A 14,749-nucleotide genomic window follows, 5' to 3' on the forward strand; every position below is an offset into this window, starting at 1 on the left:
CCACCCTGACAACAATCCATCAGAGGTTGAACACCCATGGCTGCAAATGACACCACCCCGTTGATCGAGAAACGTTCGATCGACTACATCCCGGAAGCGGAAAGACACGGTCGTCTATTGAGCCAGTTCACCCTGTGGATGGGTGCCAACCTGCAGATCACCGCGATTGTTACCGGGGCCTTGGCCGTGGTGCTGGGCGGTGATGTGTTCTGGTCGTTGATCGGCCTGTTGGTCGGTCAGCTGATCGGTGGCGGCGTGATGGCGTTGCATGCGGCGCAAGGGCCCAAGCTGGGCCTGCCGCAGATGATCTCCAGCCGGGTGCAGTTTGGCGTGTACGGCGCGGCGATTCCGATCGTGCTGGTGTGCCTGATGTACCTCGGCTTCACCGCCACCGGCACGGTATTGTCCGGTCAGGCGCTGGGCCAGTTGTTCGGGGTCAGCGACAGCATCGGCATCCTGATCTTCGCCAGTGTCATTGTGCTGGTCACGGTGTTGGGTTACCGGGTAATCCATTTCATCGGTCGTGTCGCCAGCGTCATTGGCGTGATCGCCTTTGTCTACCTGTTCAGCCGTCTGATGAGCCAGACCGACGTTGGCGCACTCCTGCAGATCCGCCACTTCAGCTGGAGCAGCTTCCTGCTGGCGGTGTCGCTTGCGGCGTCCTGGCAGATCGCTTTCGGCCCTTACGTGGCGGACTACTCGCGCTATTTGCCGAGCAAGACCTCTTCGGTGAAAACCTTTCTCGCCGCCGGTGCCGGTTCGGTGATCGGCGCGCAGGTGGCGATGGTCCTCGGCGTGTTTGCCGCGGCCATGTCCAACGGGCAATTCGCCGGTCACGAAGTGGCCTACATCGTCGGCTTGAGTGGCACGGGGGCCACTGCGGCGCTGCTGTATTTCAGCATCGCGTTCGGCAAGGTCACCATCTCTACGCTCAACTCCTACGGCAGCTTCATGTGCATCGCGACCATCATCAGCGGCTTCCGTGGCCGCCTGGAGGTCACGCGCTTGCAACGCCTGGTGTTCGTGCTGGCGATTGTCGGCACCGCGACCTTGATCGCCTTGCTCGGCCAGCACTCGTTCCTCGGTGCGTTCAAGTCTTTCATCCTGTTCCTGCTGGCGTTCTTCACGCCCTGGAGCGCGATCAACCTGGTGGACTACTACTGCATCACCCGTGAGCGTTATGACGTACCGGCGCTGGCCGATCCGAACGGTCGCTACGGTCGCTGGAACCTGCTGGGGATCAGCGTGTACGTGTTCGGCGTGCTGGTGCAATTGCCGTTCATCTCCACCAAGTTCTACACCGGTCCTTTGGTGGCCGCGCTGGGTGATGTGGACATTTCCTGGATCATCGGTCTGGTACTGCCGGCAGCGCTGTATTACCTGTGTGCGAAAAAATGGCACGGCACGGTGCCCGATCAACTGATCCTGCCAACAGAGCAGGGCGCTATACCAACAACAACCGGGCTGGCGGCACAAGCCTGATGGGACGTGGACAGGGCAGGATGCCTACTGACTGCCGTAATCCATTTCAAGATTGGGAGCGTCACAACAATGAAAATGCATAAGACCCTGATGGCCACCCTGCTCTCTGCAGGTTTGCTGGCAAGCGCTGGCGCCCAGGCGGCCGGCTGGTGCGAATCCGGCAAGCCGGTGAAATTCGCAGGCCTGAACTGGGAAAGCGGCATGTTGCTCACCGACATCCTGCAAACCGTGCTGGAAAAAGGCTACGACTGCAAAACCGACAGCCTGCCGGGCAACTCCATCACCATGGAAAACGCCCTGAGCAGCAACGACATCCAGGTCTTTGCCGAAGAGTGGGTGGGCCGCAGTGAAGTCTGGAACAAGGCCGAGAAGGCCGGCAAAGTCGTCGGCGTCGGCGCCCCGGTAGTCGGTGCCATCGAAGGCTGGTACGTGCCGCGTTATGTGATCGAAGGCGATGCCAAGCGCAAGCTGGAAGCCAAGGCTCCGGACCTGAAAAATATTGCTGACCTGGCCAAGTACGCTGCGGTGTTCAAGGACCAGGAAGAGCCCTCCAAAGGCCGTTTCTACAACTGCCCGGCCGGTTGGACCTGCGAGCTGGACAACAGCGAAATGCTGAAAAGCTATGGCCTGGAAAATTCCTACACCAACTTCCGCCCAGGCACCGGCCCGGCGTTGGATGCGGCGGTGCTGTCGAGTTACAAGCGCGGCGAGCCGATCCTGTTCTACTACTGGTCGCCAACCCCGCTGATGGGCCAGGTCGACCTGGTCAAGCTGGAAGAAAAACCCGGTGTGGATAAAAGCGTGAGCATCAAGGTCGGCCTGTCCAAGACCTTCCACGAGCAAGCCCCGGAACTGGTGGCCGTGCTGGAAAAGGTCAACCTGCCGATCGACCTGCTGAACCAGAACCTGGGTCGCATGGCCAAGGAGCGAATTGAGTCGCCAAAACTGGCGAAAATTTTCCTCAAGGAACATCCTGAAGTCTGGCACGCCTGGGTGAGCGACGACGCAGCCAAGAAAATCGACGCGGCCTTGTAGGTCAAGCGTGCCCGGCTACCCTGAGGGGGCAGCCGGGCGCCTGGCCACAACCCACTGGATCGAGAGCACGATATGTTTCCTGAGAGTTTTACGTTTTCCATCGCCGACTGGGTCAACGGTTGGGTGGACTCATTGGTCACCAACTACGGTGATGTGTTCCGGCACATTTCCGACACCCTGCTATGGGCCATCGTCAACCTGGAAGGGCTGCTGCGCGCAGCGCCCTGGTGGCTGATGCTGGCCATCGTCGGCGGCGTCGCCTGGCACGCCACCCGCAAGGTGGTAACCACGGCGGTGATCGTCGGTTTGCTGTTCCTGGTGGGCGCGGTTGGCCTGTGGGACAAGCTGATGCAGACCCTGGCCTTGATGATGGTCGCCACGGTGATCTCGGTGCTGATCGGCGTGCCGCTGGGCATTCTGTCCGCACGCAGCAATCGCCTGCGCTCGGTGCTGATGCCGCTGCTCGACATCATGCAGACCATGCCGAGCTTCGTGTACCTGATTCCGGTGCTGATGCTGTTCGGCCTGGGCAAGGTCCCGGCGATTTTCGCCACCGTGATCTACGCCGCGCCGCCGCTGATCCGCCTCACCGACTTAGGTATTCGCCAGGTCGACGGCGAAGTCATGGAAGCCATCAACGCCTTTGGTGCCAACCGCTGGCAGCAACTGTTCGGCGTGCAACTGCCGCTGGCCTTGCCGAGCATCATGGCCGGGATCAACCAGACCACCATGATGGCGCTGTCGATGGTAGTGATCGCCTCGATGATCGGCGCCCGAGGCTTGGGTGAAGACGTGCTCGTCGGCATCCAGACCCTCAACGTCGGCCGTGGCCTCGAAGCCGGGCTGGCGATCGTGATTCTCGCAGTGGTCATCGACCGCATTACCCAGGCCTATGGTCGTCCACGGCATGAGGCGAGCAAATGACTACTGTCAGCAAAATCGAAGTTAAAAACGTCTTCAAGATCTTCGGCGCCCGCTCCAAGGATGCGCTGTCGCTGATCGGCCAGGGCAAGACCAAGGACCAGGTGCTGGCCGAGACCGGTTGCGTGGTCGGCGTGAACGATTTGTCGTTGAGCATCGGCACTGGCGAGATCTTCGTGATCATGGGCCTGTCGGGTTCCGGCAAGTCCACCCTGGTGCGCCACTTCAACCGCCTGATCGACCCCACCAGCGGCGCGATCCTGGTGGACGGCGAAGACATCCTGCAACTGGACATGGAAGCCCTGCGCCAATTCCGTCGGCACAAGATCAGCATGGTGTTCCAGAGCTTCGGCCTGTTGCCCCACAAGAGCGTGCTCGACAACGTCGCCTACGGCCTGAAAGTGCGTGGCGAAACCAAGCAGGTCTGCGCCGAACGCGCCCTGCACTGGATCGAAACCGTGGGCCTCAAGGGCTACGAAAACAAATACCCGCACCAGCTTTCCGGCGGCATGCGCCAGCGCGTCGGCCTGGCCCGCGCCTTGGCGGCGGACACCGACATCATCCTGATGGACGAGGCTTTCAGTGCACTCGACCCACTGATCCGCGCCGAGATGCAGGACCAGTTGCTGGAGCTGCAAAAGACCCTGCACAAAACCATCGTGTTCATCACCCACGACCTCGACGAGGCCGTGCGCATCGGCAACCGCATTGCGATCCTCAAGGACGGCAAGCTGATCCAGGTCGGCACCCCTCGGGAGATCCTGCATTCGCCGGCGGATGAGTATGTGGATCGGTTCGTTCAGCGGCGGGCGGCGGTGGTCTGATCCGGATTATGTGGTGGACCGGCTGGCGCCATCGCGGGCAAGCCCGGCTCCCACATTTGAAGTGTGTGAACCCGATCAAATGTGGGAGCGGGCTTGCCCGCGAATAGGCCGGCAAGGCTGCACAAGAATTGAAGAAGGTATGAAGATGTCCCAGGCAACAAAAATCACCATCGCCGATACGCCGTTGCGCTGGCAGGACGTCGTCGCCGTCGCCCGCCACGGTGCGGTCCTCGAACTCTCGGGCCAGGCCTGGGCACGCATCGACAATGCCCAGGCCATCGTGCAACGCATCGTCACCAGCGGTGAGCGCGCCTATGGCGTGAACACCGGCCTGGGCGCGCTGTGCAATGTGTCGCTCAAGGGCGAACAACTCAGCCAGCTGTCGCGCAATACCTTGCTGAGCCATGCCTGTGGCGTTGGCCCGGTGCTGAGTGACGAGCAGACCCGCGCGATCATCTGCGCGGCGATCATCAACTACAGCCACGGCAAATCCGGCCTGCATCCGCAGGTGGTGCACTCGTTGCTGGCGTTGCTCAACCATGGCATCACACCGCAAGTGCCGTCCCAGGGTTCGGTGGGTTACCTGACCCACATGGCCCATGTGGGCGTGGCCTTGTTGGGCGTGGGCAATGTGAGTTACCGAGGCCGCATCGTTCCGGCTCAAGAGGCCTTAAGCGCGGAAGGATTGCATCCGGTCGTGCTCGGCGCCAAAGACGGCCTGTGCCTGGTCAACGGCACGCCGTGCATGACCGGCCTGAGCTGCCTGGCCCTGGCCGATGCCCATCACTTGCTGCAATGGGCCGACGTGATCGGTGCCATGAGTTTTGAAGCCCAGCGCGGCCAGATCGACGCGTTTGACGAAGAGATCATCGCCTTAAAACCGCACCCAGGCATGCAACACGTCGGCATCAACCTGCGCGCGTTGCTCGATGGCAGTGAAGTGATCGCCAGCAGCAAGGGCATTCGCACCCAGGACGCCTTGAGCATCCGTTCGATCCCACAGATCCACGGTGCAGCCCGCGACCAGGTGGAACACGCCACGCGCCAGGTCGAGACCGAACTCAACAGCGCCACCGACAACCCGCTGGTACTCGGCACGCCGGACCATTACCGCGTGGTGTCCCAGGCCAACCCCCACGGACAATCCGTGGCACTGGCGGCGGACATGCTGGCAATCGCCATGGCCGAAATCGGCTCGGTGGCCGAACGCCGCCTGGACCGCCTGATCAACCCGCATGTCAGCGGCTTGCCGGCGTTTCTGGTGAGCAACCCTGGGGTCAACTCCGGGATGATGATCGTGCAGTACGTCGCCGCTTCGCTGTGTGGGCAAAACCGCCAGTTGGCGCAACCGGCGGTGCTCGACAACTTCGTCACCTCGGGCCTGCAGGAAGACCACCTGAGCATGGGCACCAATGCCGCGCTCAAGCTGCACCAGGTGTTGGCCAACGTGACGCAGATCCTCGCCATCGAGTACTTGCTGGCGGCCCAGGCGTTCGAATTCTTGAAGGACCAGCGCTTCGGCGCCGGCACCGACCGCGCGTGGCGCCTGTTGCGTGAAGTGGTCCCAGCCTACGAGCAGGACCGCTGGCTGGCGCCGGACATTGCGGCCGCTGCCCAACTGCTCAAAAGCACCGACTTACCGAATTTGCACTGAAGCCTTATTCAAAAGAACAATTCAAAAGGAGTATGAATGTGACTGCGCTAAACCTGATTCCAGGCCAACTGAGCCTTGCCCAACTGCGAGCCATCTACCAGCAGCCGGTAACCCTCAGTCTGGATGACAGCGCCACGGCGCAGATCGACGCCAGTGTTGCTTGCGTGGAGCAGATTCTCGCCGAGAACCGCACCGCCTACGGCATCAACACCGGTTTCGGCCTGCTGGCCTCGACCCGCATCGCCAGCGAAGACCTGGAAAACCTCCAGCGTTCCCTGGTGCTGTCCCACGCCGCCGGCGTCGGTGAGCCGATCAGCGATGCGCTGGTGCGGCTGGTCATGGTGCTCAAGGTCAACAGCCTCAGCCGTGGGTTCTCCGGGATCCGCCGCCAGGTGATCGACGCGCTGATCGCGCTGATCAACGCCGAGGTGTACCCGCATATTCCGTTGAAAGGTTCGGTCGGTGCCTCCGGCGACCTGGCGCCCTTGGCGCACATGTCCCTGGTGCTGCTGGGCGAAGGCAAGGCACGCTACAAGGGCGAATGGCTGGAAGCCACCGAAGCGCTGAAAGTCGCCGGCCTGACGCCGCTGACCCTCGCCGCCAAAGAAGGCCTGGCGCTGCTCAACGGCACCCAAGTGTCCACCGCCTATGCCCTGCGTGGCCTGTTCGAAGGCGAAGACCTGTTCGCCGGCGCCCTGGCATGCGGCGCGCTCACCGTGGAAGCAGTGCTGGGTTCGCGCTCACCCTTCGACGCACGCATTCATGCCGCACGCGGCCAGCGTGGGCAGATCGATTCGGCGGCGGCCTATCGTCACCTGCTGGGCGAAAGCAGCCAGGTGTCGCAGTCGCACCAGAACTGCGACAAGGTGCAGGACCCGTACTCGCTGCGCTGCCAACCACAAGTCATGGGCGCGTGCCTGACCCAGTTCCGCCAGGCCGCCGAGGTGCTGGTGGTAGAAGCCAACGCCGTGTCGGATAACCCGCTGGTATTTGCCGCCGAAGGCGACGTGATTTCCGGTGGCAACTTCCACGCCGAGCCGGTGGCCATGGCCGCCGACAATATGGCACTGGCCATCGCTGAAATCGGCTCGCTCAGCGAGCGTCGTATCTCGCTGATGATGGACAAGCACATGTCGCAATTGCCGCCGTTCCTGGTGGGCAATGGCGGTGTGAACTCCGGCTTCATGATCGCCCAGGTGACTGCCGCCGCGCTCGCCAGCGAAAACAAGGCGCTGGCCCATCCCCATAGCGTCGACAGCCTGCCGACCTCGGCCAACCAGGAAGACCACGTGTCCATGGCCCCCGCTGCGGGCAAGCGCCTGTGGGAAATGGCCGAGAACACCCGTGGCGTTCTCGCCGTGGAATGGCTGGCCGCGTGCCAGGGCCTGGACCTGCGCGAAGGCCTGAAAACCTCGCCTGCGCTGGAAAAAGCGCGCGGGATCCTGCGCGACAAAGTGGCGTTCTATGAGAAGGACCGTTTCTTCGCACCGGACATCAACGCCGCCAGCGAACTGCTCGCCAGCCGCTGCCTGAATGAGCTGGTGCCGGCCAAGCTGCTGCCGAGTCTGTAACCGATCCAGAGGACGGCATGCTCCCTGTGGTGAGCGGGCTTGCCCCGCGTTGGGGTGCGCAGCAGCCCCAAAAACTGCCGCCGCGTTCTGCCTGAAGAAATGCGGTGGCGACTTCAGGGCCGCTTCGTGGCCCAGCGCGGGGCAAGCCCGCTCACCACAAAAGAATGCATTCATCATGGTCGTCGTTCGGAATTTTCTCGGGATAAAAATAACTAGGGAAGAGAAATGCACCAGCAAGAGAAAGGATTGAAACGCGGGCTCAGCGCCCGACATATTCGCTTCATGGCACTCGGTTCCGCGATCGGCACCGGCCTGTTCTATGGCTCTGCCTCCGCCATCCAAATGGCCGGTCCGGCCGTGCTGCTGGCCTACCTGATTGGCGGCGCCGCCGTATTCATGGTGATGCGTGCCCTCGGCGAAATGGCCGTGCACAATCCGGTTTCCGGCTCCTTCGGCCAGTACGCCAGCACCTACCTGGGTCCCATGGCCGGGTTTATCCTCGGGTGGACCTACGCGTTTGAAATGATCATCGTCTGCCTGGCCGACGTGACCGCCTTCGGTATCTACATGGGCTTCTGGTTTCCCGACGTCGCGCGCTGGGTCTGGGTGCTCGGCATTGTGTTTTTGATCGGCGGCCTGAACCTGTGCAACGTCAAAGTGTTTGGCGAAATGGAGTTCTGGCTGTCGCTGCTCAAGGTCGGTGCCATTGTGGCGATGATCCTCGGCGGGTTTGGCATCATGCTGTTTGGCATTCATTCGGCCGGTGAAACCCAGGCCAGCGGCCTCAGCAATCTGTGGGCCCACGGCGGTTTCATGCCCAACGGCATTGGCGGCCTGATCGCCTCGTTCGCGGTGGTGATGTTCGCCTTTGGCGGCATCGAAATCATCGGCATCACCGCCGGTGAAGCCAAGGACCCACAGCGCGTGATCCCCAAGGCGATCAACGCCGTGCCGCTGCGCATCCTGTTGTTCTACGTGCTGACCTTGTTCGTACTGATGGCCATCTATCCGTGGCCGCAGATCGGCAGCCAAGGCAGCCCGTTCGTGCAGATCTTCAGCAACCTCGGCATCGGCTCGGCGGCGACCATTCTCAATATCGTGGTGATCTCGGCGGCCGTCTCGGCGATCAACAGCGACATCTTCGGCGCCGGCCGCATGATGTACGGCCTGGCCCAGCAAGGGCAGGCACCCAAAGGCTTTGCGCAATTGTCCAAACACGGCGTGCCGTGGATGACCGTGGTGGTGATGGGCGCGGCGCTGCTCGGCGGTGTGGTGCTCAACTACCTGATCCCGGAAAACGTGTTCCTGCTGATCGCCTCGATTGCCACCTTCGCCACCGTGTGGGTGTGGCTGATGATCCTGTTCACCCAGGTCGCCATGCGCCGTTCGATGACTAAAGAGCAGGTGGCCGAACTGAAATTCCCCGTGCCGTTCTGGCCCTATGCGCCGGCGGCCGCCATTGTGTTCATGCTGTTCGTGTTTGGCGTGCTGGGTTACTTCCCGGACACCCAGGCCGCTTTGCTGGTCGGTGCTGTATGGATCGTTCTGCTGGTGGTGGCTTACCTGCTGTGGGTCAAGCCCGCTGCCGGGCAAGCGGCCAAGGTCCATTACGACCCGGCTTTGTCTCATCGTTAATCTAGGGAGGCGTTGATGAAAACGCTTTGGCAACACTGCCACGTCGCAACCATGGCACAGGGCAAATACTCGATCATCGAGGATGCCGCCATGGTGACCGTCGGTTCGCTCATCGAGTGGATCGGCCCCCGCAGCCAGGCACCCACGGCGGATTACGCCCAGGTGCATGACCTGCAAGGCGCGTGGGTCACCCCCGGGCTGATCGACTGCCACACCCACACGGTGTTCGGCGGCAACCGCAGCGGCGAATTCGAGCAACGCCTCGAAGGCGTCAGCTACGCCGAGATCGCGGCCAAGGGCGGCGGCATTGCCAGTACCGTGCGCGCCACCCGTGCGGCGACGGAAGATGAGCTGTTTGCCAGCGCTGAAAAACGCCTGCGCAGTCTGCTACGCGATGGCGTGACCACCGTGGAGATCAAGTCCGGCTACGGTCTGGACCTGGCCAACGAACGTAAGATGCTGCGTGTCGCCCGTCGCCTCGGTGAAGCGCTGCCGGTCAGCGTGCGCGCCACGTGCCTGGCGGCCCACGCGTTGCCGCCGGAATACAAGGACCGCGCCGACGACTACATCGAGCACATCTGCACCGAAATGCTGCCGGCCTTGGCGGCGGAAGGGCTGGTGGACGCGGTGGATGCGTTTTGTGAATACCTGGCGTTTTCCACCGAGCAGGTGGAGCGCGTGTTCAAGGTTGCCCGGCAACTCGGCCTGCCGGTGAAACTGCACGCCGAGCAACTCTCGTCGCTGCACGGCTCCAGCCTGGCGGCGCGTTACCAGGCGCTGTCGGCGGACCACCTGGAGTTCATGACCGAAGAAGACGCCATCGCCATGGCTGCTGCTGGCACCGTCGCGGTGTTGCTGCCGGGCGCGTTCTACTTCCTGCGCGAAACCCAGTTGCCGCCGATGGACGCCCTGCGCAAGCACGGCGTGAAGATCGCCATCGCCAGCGACCTCAACCCCGGCACCTCGCCGGCGCTGTCGGTGCGCCTGATGCTGAACATGGCCTGCACGCTGTTCCGCATGACCCCGGAAGAAGCCTTGGCGGGCGCCACTCAACATGCGGCGACCGCACTGGGCATGGGCGATACCCACGGCTCCCTGGAAGTGGGCAAGGTCGCGGATTTCGTCGCCTGGCAGATTGATCGTCCCGCCGATCTGGCCTATTGGCTGGGCGGCGAGCTGGATAAACGCGTCGTACGCCACGGCGTCGATGTCACTGTTTGAGGAGTACTGTTCGTGGATAAGGTTCTGAACTTCAAACAAGGCCGTGTGCCGCTGCTGATCAGCATGCCCCACGCGGGTCTGCGCCTGACGCCTGCTGTCGAGGCGGGGTTGATCCCCGAGGCGCAAAGCCTGCCGGACACCGACTGGCACATCCCCACGCTGTATGACTTTGCCGAAGAACTGGGCGCCAGCACCCTGGCGGCCGAGTACTCGCGGTTCGTCATCGACCTTAATCGTCCCTCCGACGACAAGCCGCTGTACGCGGGCGCCACCACCGGCCTGTACCCGGCCACGTTGTTCGACGGTGTGCCGTTGTTCCAAGAAGGCCTGGAACCCAGCGAGACCGAGCGCGCAAGCTACCTGCAAAAGGTCTGGGGCCCGTATCACCGCACCCTGCAGGAGGAACTGGCACGGCTCAAGGCCGAGTTCGGCTACGCGCTGCTGTTCGATGCGCACTCGATCCGCTCGGTGATCCCGCACCTGTTCGACGGCAAGCTGCCGGACTTCAACCTCGGCACCTTCAATGGCGCCGCCTGTGATCCGGAGCTTGCCAGCCAGTTGGAAGCTATTTGCGCGGCGCATCCGCAGTACACCCATGTGCTGAACGGGCGCTTCAAGGGCGGCCACATCACCCGGCATTACGGTGACCCGGCCCGGGATATCCACGCGGTGCAGCTGGAGCTGTGCCAGAGCGCCTACATGGAAGAGTTCGAGCCGTTCCGGTATCGAGCGGATCTGGCCGAGCCGACGCGGGTGGTGCTCAAGCAATTGTTGCAAGGTTTGTTGGCGTGGGGGCAGAAGCGCTACGGCTGACCGTCTGTCGCCTGGGTGCAAAACCCGGTCGCCACAGGTCGCTTTTATCGAGGTCTCGCTGGGTAAGGTTGTGGATACGGCGCGTCAGACGCCACTCCTACAATAAAGCTGCCGAGTGAGACCTCTTCCATGAAAAAACTGTTGTTGACCCTCACCGGCGCCGCGTTGCTCAGCGCCAACGTCATGGCCGCCGAACCGGCCTCCTGCAAAAACATCCGCATGGGCGTGGTCAGTTGGACCGACGTGGTCGCCACTTCCGGCATGGCCGACGTGCTGCTCAATGGCCTCGGCTACGACAGCAAACAGACCAGCGCCGTGCAGCAGATCATCTTTGCCGGCATCCGCGACAAGCGCCTGGATATTTTCCTCGGTTACTGGAAACCGGCGATGGACAACAACATCGCGCCGTTCCTGGCGGCCAAGCAGGTCAAGGTATTCGATACACCCAGCCTCGCCGACGCCCAGGCCACCCTGGCCGTGCCGCAATACGTGGCGGATGCGGGCTTGAAGACCTTCGCCGATATCGCCCGTTTCAAGGACAAGCTCGGCGGAAAGATCTATGGCATCGAGCCGGGCAGCGGCGCCAACACCGATATCCAGAAAATGATCGACACCAACCGCTTCGGCCTTGGCGGCTTCAAGTTGGTCGCCTCCGGTGAAGCCGGAATGCTGGCGGCGGTGCAGCGCGCGGTGAATCGCAAGGAGTTCGTGGTGTTCGTCGGTTGGACGCCGCACCCGATGAACATCAACATGAAGATGGCCTATCTCACCGGCAGTGAAGACGTATTCGGCCCCGACGAAGGCCGCGCCACCGTCTCCACCGTCACGGCGCCGGATTTTGCCGAGCGCTGCCCCAACGCCAATCGCCTGTTGGAAAACCTCACCTTCACTGCCGCCCAGGAAAGCCAGTTGATGGTGCCGATCATGGAGCGCAAATCGCCGCAGGACGTGGCCAAGCAATGGCTGCGTGATCACCCCGAGGATTTGCAGCGCTGGCTGGCTGGGGTCAAGGCGTTCGATGGCAGCGATGGGGCGGCGGCAGTGCAGGCGAGTCTTAAATGAGTCGATACCCGATCTCGCCAGAACTGGCAGCGTTCGTGGAGAAGACGGAGTCCTTCACCAGCGACGACTCATCGCTGGCGGGCTTACGCCAAAACTACGACCGCATGTGCCAGGCATTCACCCCGGCGAAACCCGAAGGCTTGCAGGTCGAGGACTTGACCTTGGCTGGCGTCGGCGTGCGCAGTTATCTGCCGGCCTCGCCGGTTCCTGCTGATGGCTGGCCTTGCCTCCTTTATATGCATGGCGGCGGTTGGGTCGTCGGCGGGCTGGATTCCCACGATTTCATCTGCTTCGAACTGGCTACGGCGTTGCAGGTGTTGGTGATCGCCATCGATTATCAGTTGGCGCCTGAACACCCATTCCCGGCCGCCTATGAGGATTGTCGCGCCGTGTGGCAGGCCATCCAGGCGGGGCAGGCGCCGTATGCCATCAACCTGCGGCGCCTGGTGGTCATGGGCGACAGTGCAGGCGGCAACCTGGCGGCAGCATTGTGTATGGGATTGCGCGACGACGGGCAACCGTTGCCGCGCGCCCAGGTCTTGATCTATCCAGGGTTGGGCGGCCCCTGCGACTTGCCGTCACGGCGCGACTGCATGGACGCGCCCTTGCTCAGCAGCGCCGACACCGACGGCTACCTGGCGCTGTACCTGCAGGGCAGCGACAGGCCGTCGCCCTACGCGATGCCGCTGCTGGCCGCAGACTTCAGCGGTTTGCCCAAGGCGTTGATCGCCGTGGCCCAGTTCGACCCGCTGCGCGACGACGGCATGCTCTACGCCGAATGTCTGCAGGCGGCAGGCGTGGCCGCCGTGCTGTATCCCGGCAAAGGCCTGGTCCACGGCTGCCTGCGGGCGCGGCGGCAAGCGCCGGAAGTGGACCGGCTCTATGAATACCTGCTGGACTACCTGGGGAGCGAAGGGCTGACACAGGTCTAAGTGCTCTAGGACATGCTCATTGCACAATTCGGGTTTATAGTGCCAGACGGCAAAATAAAAGACGTCCCCCCAGGGATGAACCCGACCCCTTACGGAGCGCGCAATGCAGACTTGGTTCCCGCAGATCAAACCCCACGCCCGGCACGATCTGGCCGTCGATGACATCCACACGCTGTACGTCGATGAAAGTGGCTCCCCCGAAGGCTTGCCCGTCGTCTTTATCCATGGTGGTCCGGGTTCCGGTTGTGATGCCCAGAGCCGTTGCTATTTCGACCCTAACTTGTACCGCATCGTCACCTTCGACCAGCGTGGCTGCGGGCGCTCCACCCCGCGCGCCAGCCTGGAAAACAACACCACCTGGGATCTGGTCGCCGACCTTGAGCGCATCCGCGAGCACCTGGGCATCGACAAATGGGTGCTGTTCGGCGGTTCCTGGGGCTCGACCCTGGCCCTGGCCTACGCGCAAACCCATCCGGAGCGTGTGCACGGCCTGATCGTGCGCGGCATTTTCCTGGCCCGGCCGCAGGACATCCATTGGTTCTACCAGGAAGGCGCGAGCCGCCTGTTCCCGGATTACTGGCAGGACTACATTGCGCCGATCCCGCCGGAAGAGCGTCACGACATGATCGCGGCCTACCACAAGCGCCTCACCGGCAACGACCAGATCGCCCAGATGCACGCGGCCAAGGCCTGGTCCGGCTGGGAAGGGCGCATGCTCGGCCTGTGCCCGAGCCCGCAGCATGTGGAGCGGTTTTCCGAGCCACAGCGCGCGCTGTCCATCGCGCGGATCGAGTGCCACTACTTCACCAACAACTCCTTCCTGGAGCCCAACCAGCTGATCCGCGATATGCACAAGATCGCCCATCTGCCTGGCGTAATCATTCACGGGCGCTACGATATGATTTGCACTTTGGATAACGCCTGGGAGTTGCACCAGGCGTGGCCCAACAGTGAGTTGCAGGTGATTCGCGAGGCCGGCCATGCCGCGTCCGAGCCCGGCATCACCGATGCCTTGGTGCGGGCGACCAGCCAGATGGCACGTCGCTTGCTCGATCTGCCGCCCGAAGAAGCATGAAGGGCCTGCTGCAACGGGTGCGCGGCGCCCGGGTCGAGGTCGCGGGCGAAATCGTCGGCGCCATCGACCAGGGGTTGCTGGTGCTGGTGGCCGTCGAGCCTGCGGATACGCCGGAGAGTGCCGATAAGCTGTTACACAAGCTGTTGAACTATCGGGTGTTCAGCGACGACGAAGGCAAGATGAACCGGTCGTTGAAGGATATCGATGGTGGTTTGCTGCTGGTGTCGCAGTTCACCCTGGCGGCGGATACCAAGAGCGGGCTGCGGCCAAGCTTCTCCACAGCGGCCCCACCGGCCCTGGGAGCGGCGCTTTTTGATCACTTGCTGTTACAAGCGCAACAATTGCATGGCAAGGTGGCGTCAGGGCGTTTTGGCGCGGATATGCAGGTGCATTTGGTCAATGATGGCCCTGTGACCTTCCTCTTGCAGACGTGAATGTATTAAAAACGACTTTTAATGCCTAAAAACGCAGGGTTTCGCTACAAATACTTCGTTATCCCTGATGCGTTGTCTCGCGGGCTACTA

Annotated in this window: 13 protein-coding genes; all 13 read left to right on the plus strand. The window is 62.5% G+C overall.

Translation table 11 applies throughout. The features are described from left to right. Nucleotides 1–36: 36 nt before the first annotated feature. The 13 genes from HX812_RS01080 to dtd all read left to right on the plus strand — a co-directional run bounded on the left by HX812_RS01080 (nt 37) and on the right by dtd (nt 14,659). A complete protein-coding gene (locus HX812_RS01080; RefSeq protein WP_038844751.1) occupies nt 37–1,482 on the plus strand; it encodes a cytosine permease in 1,446 nt (481 codons plus the stop codon). A 69-nt stretch (nt 1,483–1,551) separates the two neighbouring features. After that, a complete protein-coding gene (locus HX812_RS01085) occupies nt 1,552–2,517 on the plus strand; it encodes an ABC transporter substrate-binding protein (protein WP_038844753.1) in 966 nt (321 codons plus the stop codon). Between the two features lie 72 nt (nt 2,518–2,589). Then, on the plus strand, nt 2,590–3,441 hold the full coding sequence (locus HX812_RS01090; RefSeq protein ID WP_010213842.1) for a proline/glycine betaine ABC transporter permease: 852 nt from the start codon (nt 2,590–2,592) through the stop codon (nt 3,439–3,441). Next, nucleotides 3,438–4,262, plus strand: a complete 825-nt coding sequence (locus HX812_RS01095; RefSeq protein ID WP_050572407.1) for a glycine betaine/L-proline ABC transporter ATP-binding protein — start codon at nt 3,438–3,440, stop codon at nt 4,260–4,262. The genes HX812_RS01090 and HX812_RS01095 overlap by 4 nt, the downstream gene beginning before the upstream one ends. 145 nt (nt 4,263–4,407) lie before the next feature. After that, nucleotides 4,408–5,916 (plus strand): histidine ammonia-lyase, encoded by a 1,509-nt coding sequence (gene hutH / locus HX812_RS01100; RefSeq protein ID WP_038844813.1) that lies wholly within the window; start codon nt 4,408–4,410, stop codon nt 5,914–5,916. Nucleotides 5,917–5,948: 32 nt separating this feature from the next. Then, nucleotides 5,949–7,487, plus strand: coding sequence for a histidine ammonia-lyase (hutH, locus tag HX812_RS01105; RefSeq protein WP_152514709.1), 1,539 nt, complete (start codon nt 5,949–5,951; stop codon nt 7,485–7,487). 225 nt (nt 7,488–7,712) lie between these two features. Continuing rightward, complete coding sequence (locus HX812_RS01110) at nt 7,713–9,122, plus strand: amino acid permease (RefSeq protein WP_038844755.1); 1,410 nt, start codon at nt 7,713–7,715, stop codon at nt 9,120–9,122. A 15-nt stretch (nt 9,123–9,137) separates the two neighbouring features. After that, a complete protein-coding gene (hutI, locus tag HX812_RS01115) occupies nt 9,138–10,343 on the plus strand; it encodes an imidazolonepropionase (protein WP_038844757.1) in 1,206 nt (401 codons plus the stop codon). 12 nt (nt 10,344–10,355) lie between these two features. Beyond that, the gene (gene hutG / locus HX812_RS01120; protein ID WP_038844759.1) at nt 10,356–11,156 is read left to right on the plus strand and encodes an N-formylglutamate deformylase; all 801 of its coding nucleotides are present in this window, start codon (nt 10,356–10,358) and stop codon (nt 11,154–11,156) included. A 129-nt stretch (nt 11,157–11,285) separates the two neighbouring features. Beyond that, nucleotides 11,286–12,218, plus strand: a complete 933-nt coding sequence (locus HX812_RS01125) for a choline ABC transporter substrate-binding protein (protein WP_038844762.1) — start codon at nt 11,286–11,288, stop codon at nt 12,216–12,218. Further along, complete coding sequence (locus HX812_RS01130) at nt 12,215–13,150, plus strand: alpha/beta hydrolase (RefSeq protein ID WP_038844764.1); 936 nt, start codon at nt 12,215–12,217, stop codon at nt 13,148–13,150. Before HX812_RS01125 ends, HX812_RS01130 begins: the two co-directional genes overlap by 4 nt. A gap of 103 nt (nt 13,151–13,253) precedes the next feature. After that, entirely contained in the window at nt 13,254–14,225 is a 972-nt protein-coding gene (gene pip / locus HX812_RS01135; protein ID WP_038844766.1) for a prolyl aminopeptidase, read from the plus strand. Continuing rightward, nucleotides 14,222–14,659: a D-aminoacyl-tRNA deacylase gene (gene dtd / locus HX812_RS01140; RefSeq protein ID WP_033897726.1), complete on the plus strand. Its 438-nt coding sequence runs from the start codon at nt 14,222–14,224 to the stop codon at nt 14,657–14,659. Before pip ends, dtd begins: the two co-directional genes overlap by 4 nt. Nucleotides 14,660–14,749 lie beyond the last annotated feature (90 nt).

Origin of the sequence: Pseudomonas sp. IPO3749 (assembly GCF_013386605.1) — a bacterium.
Lineage (GTDB): Bacteria > Pseudomonadota > Gammaproteobacteria > Pseudomonadales > Pseudomonadaceae > Aquipseudomonas > Aquipseudomonas azotoformans_A.

Bases quoted from the DNA above. Each gene is read 5' to 3' on its own strand.
- HX812_RS01080 (WP_038844751.1), top strand. From the start codon at position 37: ATGGCTGCAAATGACACCACCCCGTTGATCGAGAAACGTTCGATCGAC.
- HX812_RS01085 (WP_038844753.1), top strand. From the start codon at position 1,552: ATGAAAATGCATAAGACCCTGATGGCCACCCTGCTCTCTGCAGGTTTG.
- HX812_RS01090 (WP_010213842.1), top strand. From the start codon at position 2,590: ATGTTTCCTGAGAGTTTTACGTTTTCCATCGCCGACTGGGTCAACGGT.
- HX812_RS01095 (WP_050572407.1), top strand. From the start codon at position 3,438: ATGACTACTGTCAGCAAAATCGAAGTTAAAAACGTCTTCAAGATCTTC.
- hutH (WP_038844813.1), top strand. From the start codon at position 4,408: ATGTCCCAGGCAACAAAAATCACCATCGCCGATACGCCGTTGCGCTGG.
- hutH (WP_152514709.1), top strand. From the start codon at position 5,949: ATGAATGTGACTGCGCTAAACCTGATTCCAGGCCAACTGAGCCTTGCC.
- HX812_RS01110 (WP_038844755.1), top strand. From the start codon at position 7,713: ATGCACCAGCAAGAGAAAGGATTGAAACGCGGGCTCAGCGCCCGACAT.
- hutI (WP_038844757.1), top strand. From the start codon at position 9,138: ATGAAAACGCTTTGGCAACACTGCCACGTCGCAACCATGGCACAGGGC.
- HX812_RS01125 (WP_038844762.1), top strand. From the start codon at position 11,286: ATGAAAAAACTGTTGTTGACCCTCACCGGCGCCGCGTTGCTCAGCGCC.
- HX812_RS01130 (WP_038844764.1), top strand. From the start codon at position 12,215: ATGAGTCGATACCCGATCTCGCCAGAACTGGCAGCGTTCGTGGAGAAG.
- pip (WP_038844766.1), top strand. From the start codon at position 13,254: ATGCAGACTTGGTTCCCGCAGATCAAACCCCACGCCCGGCACGATCTG.
- dtd (WP_033897726.1), top strand. From the start codon at position 14,222: ATGAAGGGCCTGCTGCAACGGGTGCGCGGCGCCCGGGTCGAGGTCGCG.